Annotated in this window: 7 protein-coding genes; 5 read left to right on the top strand and 2 right to left on the bottom strand. The window is 66.5% G+C overall.

What is annotated here, in order from left to right:
- Nucleotides 1–34 precede the first annotated feature (34 nt).
- On the bottom strand, nucleotides 35–511 hold the full coding sequence (locus tag H0X00_RS18155; RefSeq protein WP_293773645.1) for a (2Fe-2S)-binding protein: 477 nt from the start codon (nucleotides 509–511) through the stop codon (nucleotides 35–37).
- 26 nt (nucleotides 512–537) lie between these two features.
- Nucleotides 538–2895: a molybdopterin cofactor-binding domain-containing protein gene (locus H0X00_RS18150; protein ID WP_293773643.1), complete on the bottom strand. Its 2358-nt coding sequence runs from the start codon at nucleotides 2893–2895 to the stop codon at nucleotides 538–540.
- A 768-nt stretch (nucleotides 2896–3663) separates the two neighbouring features.
- Here H0X00_RS18150 and H0X00_RS18145 point away from each other — a divergent pair.
- The 5 genes from H0X00_RS18145 to H0X00_RS18125 all read left to right on the top strand — a co-directional run bounded on the left by H0X00_RS18145 (nucleotide 3664) and on the right by H0X00_RS18125 (nucleotide 8878).
- Nucleotides 3664–3978 carry a DUF485 domain-containing protein gene (locus H0X00_RS18145; protein ID WP_367186686.1) on the top strand — a complete coding sequence of 105 codons (315 nt, stop codon included), beginning with the start codon at nucleotides 3664–3666 and terminating at the stop codon, nucleotides 3976–3978.
- 26 nt (nucleotides 3979–4004) lie between these two features.
- On the top strand, nucleotides 4005–5663 hold the full coding sequence (locus H0X00_RS18140) for a cation acetate symporter (protein ID WP_367186685.1): 1659 nt from the start codon (nucleotides 4005–4007) through the stop codon (nucleotides 5661–5663).
- Nucleotides 5664–5788: 125 nt separating this feature from the next.
- A complete protein-coding gene (acs, locus tag H0X00_RS18135; RefSeq protein WP_293773635.1) occupies nucleotides 5789–7747 on the top strand; it encodes an acetate--CoA ligase in 1959 nt (652 codons plus the stop codon).
- 20 nt (nucleotides 7748–7767) lie between these two features.
- Complete coding sequence (locus H0X00_RS18130; protein WP_293773633.1) at nucleotides 7768–8211, top strand: CdaR family transcriptional regulator; 444 nt, start codon at nucleotides 7768–7770, stop codon at nucleotides 8209–8211.
- Nucleotides 8212–8221: 10 nt separating this feature from the next.
- The gene (locus H0X00_RS18125) at nucleotides 8222–8878 is read left to right on the top strand and encodes an O-methyltransferase (RefSeq protein ID WP_293773631.1); all 657 of its coding nucleotides are present in this window, start codon (nucleotides 8222–8224) and stop codon (nucleotides 8876–8878) included.
- Nucleotides 8879–9001 lie beyond the last annotated feature (123 nt).

The raw sequence follows: 9001 nt of genomic DNA, 5'->3' as shown, positions 1-9001 counted from the left end.
CCCGAGAGGTGCCCGTGGTGCTAGGTGCTCAGAACTACATCTTGGTCGCGGCGAACTTCACGGCCTCGCGGATGCGGGGGTAGGTGCCGCAGCGGCAGACGTTGCGCAGGGTGTCGAGGTCGGCCTCGGAGATCTTGCGGCCGGACTTCTTCACACGGTTGATCAGCGCAGTCGCGGCCATGATCTGGCCGGGCTGGCAGTAACCGCACTGGGCGACGTCGTACTTGATCCAAGCTTCCTGCACGGGGTGCAGAGCCGACTTGGAGGTCTTGGCCAGGCCCTCAATGGTCGTGATCCGGTCGGTCGCCTTGATGTCGGAAACCGGGACGGAGCACGGGTTGAAGTGCTTGCCGTTGAGGTGCGAGGTACAGGCCTGGCAGACCCGGATTCCACAGCCGTACTTGGGGCCGGTGACCCCAAGGACGTCACGCAGGACCCAGAGCATGCGGACGTTGTTCTCGATGTCGACGCTGACCTTCTTGCCGTTCAGGATGAACGAGTGCTTAGGCATAACAGTCTCCTCTCTGAGTAGTCAGGTCAGCGCGCGAAGCGGCGGCCATTGATGGGCGACTGCGGGATCGGGGGGATCCGGGACTTCACGACGTAGCCGAGCGGGTCGCGGAAGTTGACCGGGTTCTCCGTGGGGAGAGTGCCCTTGGCGCGGCCCCAGGCGATGGCCGCCGCGGACTGGCCAGCGGCGACACCGGTCTCACCGGCGCCACCACCGATCTCACGGTTGTCCGGCATCACGAAGCACTCGAAGACGTAAGGAACGTTCCACTGCCGGGTGTACCGGTAGTTGTCCCACGAGCCCTCGAGCGGCAGACCGTCTTCGATGTGGCAGCTGGCCGTCAGCGCTTGCGCGATGCCGTCCATGCAGCCGCCCATCATGTTGGCCTGGAAGTTACGCGGGTTGATGACCTTGCCCGCGTCAACCGCCATGATCGCCTTGGTGACACGCGGACCGGTGTAGGCCTCGCGGATCTTGCGGTTGACCATGGCCGGCCGTGCGTCGATCTCCATGAAGCAGGCGACCTTGCACTGGTACTCGGAGTGCAGGGCGATGGCCTGCGCGGTGCCCTCGGGCATCGTGCGACCCCAGTCACCGGCCTCGGCGGCCTTGTCCAGCACTGCGCGCCAGCCGTCGTCCTTGGTGAAGGTGCGACGGAACTCGTAGTCGTCCATGCCAACGGCGTCGGCCAGGCGGGAGACGTGGAGCTCGCGAGCGGTGCCGGTGTCCGGCGAGTACACGTTGCGGACCGCGGAGGTCGGCAGCGTGTCGTAGGCGAAGATCTCGTTCAGGTAGACAGCGGTCGGGCCGAAGTTGTAGGGCACCGACGTGACCAACTGGTAGAAACCCATGGACACCGAGAGGTTGCCAAACTCCTTGTTGCCGGAGAAGCCCAGACGCGGGTCCTGGGCAGTCGCCGAACCGGAGATGATCTCGCCCAGACCGTGGGTCCAGTCACAAGCAGACGAGGCGCTCGACATCACGAAGCTCGTGATGCTGTTGCCCTGCTTGGTGGCGCGGACGCGGTTGACCATCATCGGGTGCATACGCCCGTGGCGGGCGTCGTCCGTCCGGTGGTACATGAGCTTCACCGGCTTGCCGAAGAGCTTCGAAGCCTCGACGGCCTCGTAGGAGGCGTCCGAGAACAGGTGCCGACCGAAGGAACCACCCGCGGTCGTGCAGTGCACGATCACGTTCTCCTCGGGGACGTCCAGCATCAGCGCGATGCGCTGCAGCGTGATGATCGGCATGTTGTGGCCGCCCCACACCTCGGCGGTGTCGCCACGCACGTCGGCCACGGCGCAGTTGGTCTCCAGCGGAGAGCCACTGCGGTAGTGGAAGACGTAGTCCTCTTCGATGACCTCGTCGGCGGGAGATGCCGGTGAGATCGGGAGCAGGACGGACGCAACCTTCGCGGTGAGGCTGTCGTTGTTCTCGTTGTCAATGGTGCCGGAGCCCCAGGAGACGCGCAGGGCGCGGATGGCGTCGATGCACTGGCCGAAGGTGCGCGCACGCACGGCCACACCACGGGAGATCGCGCCGACGTCGGTGACACCCGGCATCGCCTTGACCTGCTCGAGGTTCTCGATCGACTGCACGGTGCCGTTCAGTGTCGGCGGACGGCAGACCATCGTCGGCATCGCGTTGGCGATCTTCAGGTCCATGGCGAAGACCTTCTGGCCCTGAACGATGTTGCGCGCGTCGACGCGGCCGATGCTCTGGCCGACGAACTGACCGGGCTTGCTCTTGAGCTTGACGTCGAGCGGCTTGGTGATGCGCGACGCGGCAGCCTCGGAGAGGGAGCCGTAGGTCGCCATCTGACCGTCCGGGCCGAACACGGCGCCGTCACGGGTCTTGACCGAGGACACCGGCACGGCCCACTTCTCGGCCGCAGCGGTGGCCAGAGCGGTACGCGCCGTTGCGGCGGACATCTTGACCGGCTCCCAGAGGGAGAAGTGCGAGGTCGAGCCACCGGTCAGCATGTTGTAGACCAGCTCGGGACGGCCGTCAGAGAGGGTGACGATGACGTCCTCCATCGGCATGTCCAGCTCGTCCGCAATGATCTGCGCGAACGAGGTGGTGATGCCCTGGCCGGCTTCCTGGCGGGGGAGCTCGAAGAGAGCCTTACCGTCCGGCGTGATCGAGAGGGCGAGGAGGTGGTTGGTCGGCAAGCAGGAATCCCGGTACAGGTCCAGGAAGTCGTAGTGGTCGGAGAAGGTCGAGTTACTGGGGATCGGTGATCCGCCAGCAGCATGTGCGGCGCTGGGGGCGGCGGTCTCCCAGGCGACATCGGCGGTGACGGCCAGCGTGGTGCCGGCCAGGACGTAACCGACGAACTGACGACGGCTGGTGCCGCTCGGCTGCTCGACGGTCGACTCAGCCAAAGCTGCGGAGTCGGGAGTGGGTGTTGGTGACATGAACCGTTCCCTTCACGCCGGCTCGGGGGAGACCGGCATCAGGCTCATCGCGGTTTACGGGGAGGGCTTCTCCGCCGGGCGACGAGGTGGATAGGAGCGTGCAGCCCTCCGGGCGAAGGGCGATGGAGACGTATCGCGTGCCGGGGTCCGATGTAACAAGGGGGTGTGCGCGGACATGGAACTTTCGGAGTACGGCACGTCTCCAAGACGGACGGTTTCTCAGGAAGGGTGGTCCTGCAATGTCGGACATTCCTGGCATCGACGAGCGGTAGCTATTTGCGCCGAACGGGGGGTGTGACGCTGCTCATTTGTACGTACGAACAAAGGATCTTCGCTGGGACCGCAAAACGGTGGTACCCGGTTGGAATTTCCTACGATTTGCAAGTTTTGCTATCGAAATCGCCGCGAAATGCTCACGTGACCCAGGTCTCATGCTTGCTACTGCGAGACCCAGGTCACTCTCTCGACGTCGAGACAAAACCCTGCCACTTCCTGAGAAATGGGCGGCGGTGGGCCGGTCCACCTGACCATTCGTCGACGGGCCGGCCCCGCCGAACGGGACAGAAGGGCCGCCTGGCGCAGGTATCGGACACGCGGTCGTTTGGCCGTTGCGACAACGGTCACACGTCCTTGCGTGCGACCTAATGTGTCTCGCGTCCCCGACGAGTCAGCCCAGCACAAGGAGTTCACGTGGCCCAACTCGAAGAACCGGGCCGGTCAGCCGCGAATACCGGTATGACCCCCGAGTACCAAGCCCTCTACGACGATCCGGAGTTCGCCGAGCTGCGGCGCCGGTTCAAGCGACTGGTCTTCCCGCTGCTGGGCGCGGGCCTGGCCTGGTACGCCCTCTACGTCATCTGCGCGACCTACGCGCACGACTTCATGGGTGAGGAAGTGCTGGGCCACATCAATGTGGGCCTGATCTTCGGCCTCCTCCAGTTCGTCTCGACCTTCGGCATCGCCTTCCTCTACGCCAAGCGGGCCGAAGTCGAGATCGACCCCCTGTCGCAGGCCCTGGTGAACAAGTTTAACGCGGGAGGTGCCGAGTGACCGGCACCGAGACCCTCACGCTGACCATGTTCGGCGCGGTCGTCGCGCTGACGCTGTTCATCACCTTCAGAGCCTCGCGGCAGAACGCCACCGCGGCGGACTTCTACTCCGGCGGCCGCTCCTTCAGCGGTTTCCAGAACGGCCTGGCGATCTCCGGCGACTACATGTCGGCCGCGAGCTTCCTGGGCATCTCCGGAGCCATCGCCCTCAACGGCTACGACGGCTTCCTCTTCTCCATCGGCTTCCTCGTGGCCTGGCTGGTCGCCCTGCTCCTGGTCGCCGAACTGCTGCGGAACACCGGCCGCTACACGATGGCCGACGTTCTCTCCTACCGGATGAAGCAGAAGCCGGTGCGTACGGCGGCCGCCACCTCCACGGTCATCGTCTCGATCTTCTATCTGCTGGCGCAGATGGCCGGAGCGGGCGCGCTGGTCTCGCTGCTGATCGGCGCCACCAGCGACAGCTCGAAGAACCTCACGATCGTCGCCGTGGGCGCCCTGATGATCGTCTACGTCACGGTCGGCGGCATGCGCGGCACGACCTACGTGCAGATCGTCAAGGCCTGCCTGCTGATGGGCGGCACCACGGTCGTGGTGTTCCTGACGCTGCTGAAGTTCGACTTCAACATCTCCCGGATGCTGAAGGAGGCCTCCGAGCGCGACGCCAAGGAAAAGCTGGGAGCGGGGTTCAACGCTGCCACCGGTGAGGTCCGGGAGTTCCTCTTCCTCGGCGGCGGTGCCCAGTACGGCATCAGCGGCACCACGAAGATCGACTTCATCTCCCTGGCTCTGGCGCTGGTCCTCGGCACCGCGGGCCTGCCGCACATCCTGATCCGCTTCTACACCGTGCCGACCGCCAAGGACGCACGCACCTCGGTCATGTGGGCGATCGGCATCATCGGCACCTTCTACCTGATGACCCTGGTCCTCGGGTTCGGTGCAGCGGCGCTGCTCGGTCGCACCGAGATCGCAGCAGCCGGTGGTTCAGGCAACCTCGCTTCACCACTACTCGCAGAAGAAGTAGGTGGTGGCGACGGGAGCGCCGGTGGCGCCATCCTTCTGGCACTCATCTCCGCCGTCGCCTTCGCGACCATCCTGGCCGTCGTCGCCGGCCTGACCCTGGCGTCCTCGTCGTCATTCTCGCACGACCTGTACGCCAACGTGATCAAGAACGGCGACTGCTCCGAGAAGGAAGAGATCAAGGTCGCCCGCATCGCGGCGTTCGTCATCGGTGGGGTGTCCATCGTGCTCAGTCTGGGCGCGAAGAATCTGAACATTGCCTTCCTGGTCGCCCTCGCGTTCGCGGTCGCGGCCTCGGCGAACCTGCCGTCGATCCTGCTCAACCTGTTCTGGGCGCGCTTCAACACCCGCGGCGCGACCTGGGCGATCTACGGCGGCCTGATCGTCTGCATCGGCCTGATCGTCTTCTCCCCGAACGTGTCGGGAGAGGCAAACTCGCTGTTCAAGTGCAACGTCGACGCGGCGACGAAGCTCTGCGACGGGACCGGCAGCGACTGGTCGTACTTCCCGCTGAAGAACCCCGGCATCATCTCGATCCCGGCCGGCTTCCTCTTCGGCATCATCGGCACCCTCTCCTCGAAGGAGCCGGAGTCCATCGAGAAGTACAAGCAGTTCGAGGTCCGCGCGCTCACCGGGGCCGGCGCAGAGGGCGCAGTTCAGCACTAGAAGAACTGGTACGGCCCGCTCGACAAGTCGAGGCCTACCCGGCGCCCCAACTTCAGGGGCGCCGGGAGGTCCCGCTCCCGCTTTGCCTCAGTTCCGCTTGATGTTCTGTTTTCGGAGGACCCGACGTGAGTTCCGACGCCCTGTCCAACCTCTCGCACGAGGATCGTCATTTCGACCCGCCGGCCGCGTTCGCAGCGGCCGCCAATGCCCAGGCCGATCTGTACGACCACGCGGCCAAGGACCGGCTCGCGTTCTGGGCCGAACAGGCCGAGGAGCTGTCCTGGGCCCAGAAGTGGACCGACGTCCTCGACTGGTCGGACCGACCCTTCGCGAAGTGGTTCATCGGCGGAAAACTCAACGTCGCCTACAACTGCGTCGACCGGCACGTCGAAGCCGGGCACGGCGCCCAGGTCGCCTTCCACTGGGAGGGCGAGCCGGGCGACACCCGCACCATCACCTACACCGACCTGCAGCGTGAGGTCTCCAAGGCCGCGAACGCCCTGATCGCGATGGGCGTGAAGACCGGGGACCGGGTCTGCATCTACATGCCGATGATCCCGGAGACCGCGGTCGCGATGCTCGCCTGCGCCCGCATCGGCGCTCCGCACTCGGTCGTGTTCGGCGGCTTCTCCGCTGACGCGCTGGCCTCCCGCATCCAGGACGCCGACGCCCGCGTGATCATCACCGCCGACGGTGGCTACCGCCGTGGCGCGGCGGCCGCCCTGAAGCCGGCGGTCGACGAAGCCGTGAGCAAGTGCCCGGACGTCCGCAACGTCCTGGTGGTCCGCCGGACCGGCCAGGACGTGGACTGGACCGAGGGCCGCGACCTCTGGTGGCACGACGCCGTGGAGTCCGCCTCGGACCAGCACACCCCCGAGGCCTTCGACTCCGAGCACCCGCTCTACCTGCTCTACACCTCAGGCACGACCGGGAAGCCGAAGGGCATCCTGCACACCACCGGCGGTTATCTGACGCAGTGTGCGTACACCCACAAGAACGTCTTCGACCTCAAGCCCGACAACGACGTGTACTGGTGCACGGCCGACGTCGGCTGGGTCACCGGGCACTCCTACATCGTGTACGGCCCGCTGGCCAACCGGGCCACCTCGGTGATGTACGAGGGCACCCCGGACACCCCGCACCAGGGCCGCTGGTGGGAGATCGCGCAGAAGTACGGCGTGAGCATCCTCTACACCGCGCCCACCGCGATCCGGACCTTCATGAAGTGGGGCGAGGAAATCCCGAACAAGTTCGACCTGTCCAAGATCCGTCTGCTCGGGTCGGTCGGGGAGAACATCAACCCGGAGGCCTGGATGTGGTACCGCCGGGTGATCGGTGGCGACCAGGCCCCGATCGTCGACACCTGGTGGCAGACCGAGACCGGCGCGATCATGATCAGCCCGCTGCCGGGGGTCACCTCCACCAAGCCGGGTTCGGCGATGCGGCCGTTACCCGGAATCGGCGCGGACGTGGTCGACGACAACGCCCAGTCGGTGCCGGACGGGCACGGCGGCTACATGGTGCTGACCGAGCCCTGGCCGGCGATGCTGCGCGGCATCTGGGGCGACCCGGAACGCTTCAAGGAGACCTACTGGTCGCGCTTCGCAGGACTCTACTTCGCCGGTGACGGGGCGAAGAAGGACGAGGACGGCGACGTGTGGCTGCTCGGCCGGGTGGACGACGTCATGAACATCTCCGGCCACCGGATCTCCACCACCGAGGTCGAGTCGGCGCTGGTCTCGCACCCGAAGGTCGCTGAGGCCGCCGTCGTCGGCGCGGCCGACGCCACCACCGGCCAGGCCATCTGTGCCTTCGTCATCCTGCGCAGCAGCGCGGGCGACGGCGGTGCCGACGTGGTCGCCGAACTGCGGGCCCACGTGGCCAAGGAGATCGGCGCGATCGCCAAGCCGCGGCAGATCATGGTCGTCGCCGAACTGCCCAAGACGCGGTCCGGCAAGATCATGCGCCGGTTGCTGCGCGACGTCGCGGAGAACCGCGAGATCGGCGACGCGACCACGCTGGCCGACTCCACGGTGATGGACCTGATTTCGGCCAAGCTGCCCGGCGCGACGAGCGAGGACTGAGCACCACCGTGGAGGACATCGTGCGGGGGCGTGAATCCGCGTCCTCGCACGCCTCCGCCACGACTGGCACAACGGATGGCGGGCACCCGATCCTCGGGCTGATCCGGTCCATCGCCGCCGAGCGCCCGGAGATGCTCGGCGGGCCGATCTCGACCTTGCGCCGGCTGGACTCGGCCGGTCGCTCGGACTACATCCGCTCGCTGCGGGCCTTCTTCGACTACGCCGGCGACGTGCCGAAGGCCGCCGAGGCTCTGCTGCTGCACCCGAACACGTTGCGGTACCGGCTGCGGCGGATGCAGGAGCTGACCGGGCTCGATCTGAAGGACCCGACCGACCGCTTGGTCGCGGAACTGCAGCTGCACATCCTCGAGCACAGCGATGTTCGGGATGTGCGGGATGTGCGGGACGCGCCCGAGCCGCCACCACCCGGTGCGCCTGGTGGGTCGGAGTACCGCCCGGGGTAGCTTGCGAGGCATGTCGCCACGCTCCTCGCTGATCTCACCCGCCCTGTTCGACTACGTCGCCGCGCACGCGCCCGAACCGGATGACGTGCTGCGCGACCTGGCCGCGGACACCGCGGCGATGGGTCGCGTCGCCAGCATGGCGATCTCCCCCGATCAGGGCGCGTTCATGGGCCTGCTGGCCCGGCTGGTCGGGGTGCGCTTCGCGGTCGAGGTCGGCACCTTCACCGGCTACTCCTCGATCTGCATCGCCCGCGCGCTCGGACCGGGCGGGCGACTGCTGTGCTGCGACGTCAGCGAGGAGTACACCGACATCGCGCGCAAGTACTGGGACCGGGCGGGGGTGGCCGACCGGATCGAACTGCGGATCGCGCCGGCCCTGGAGACGCTCTCGGCGCTGCCGGCCGATGAAGCCATCGACTTCGCGTTCATCGACGCGGACAAGACCGGCTACCTCGGCTACTGGGAGCAGATCGTGCCGAGACTGCGCTCCGGCGGGCTGATCCTGGTGGACAACACCCTGTGGTCCGGCCAGGTCGTCGACCCCGCGGACACCAGCGACGACACCGTCGCCCTGCGTGCGTTCAACGACCGGGTCAGTGCGGACGACCGGATGGAGTCCGTGCTGCTGCCGCTCGCCGACGGCCTCACCGTCGCCCGCAAGCTCTAGTGGTGTGTCTCGCAAATAACTAGGTAGTAGTTCGATACTCTCGATCCGTGAGTCACGCTGCAGCGGCATTGACGATGACGGGGGTCCAGCGCGAGACCCTGGACAAGATTGCGCGGTCGCAGA

The sequence above is a fragment of the Sporichthya sp. genome (genome assembly GCF_013815995.1).
GTDB lineage: Bacteria > Actinomycetota > Actinomycetes > Sporichthyales > Sporichthyaceae > Sporichthya.
This window is presented reverse-complemented; position numbering and strand designations above follow the sequence as displayed.

Excerpts from the sequence above, each read along its gene's own strand:
- H0X00_RS18145 (WP_367186686.1), top strand. The coding sequence starts at position 3,664 with ATGACCCCCGAGTACCAAGCCCTCTACGACGATCCGGAGTTCGCCGAG.
- H0X00_RS18125 (WP_293773631.1), top strand. The coding sequence starts at position 8,222 with ATGTCGCCACGCTCCTCGCTGATCTCACCCGCCCTGTTCGACTACGTC.
- H0X00_RS18155 (WP_293773645.1), bottom strand. The coding sequence starts at position 511 with ATGCCTAAGCACTCGTTCATCCTGAACGGCAAGAAGGTCAGCGTCGAC.
- H0X00_RS18140 (WP_367186685.1), top strand. The coding sequence starts at position 4,005 with ATGTTCGGCGCGGTCGTCGCGCTGACGCTGTTCATCACCTTCAGAGCC.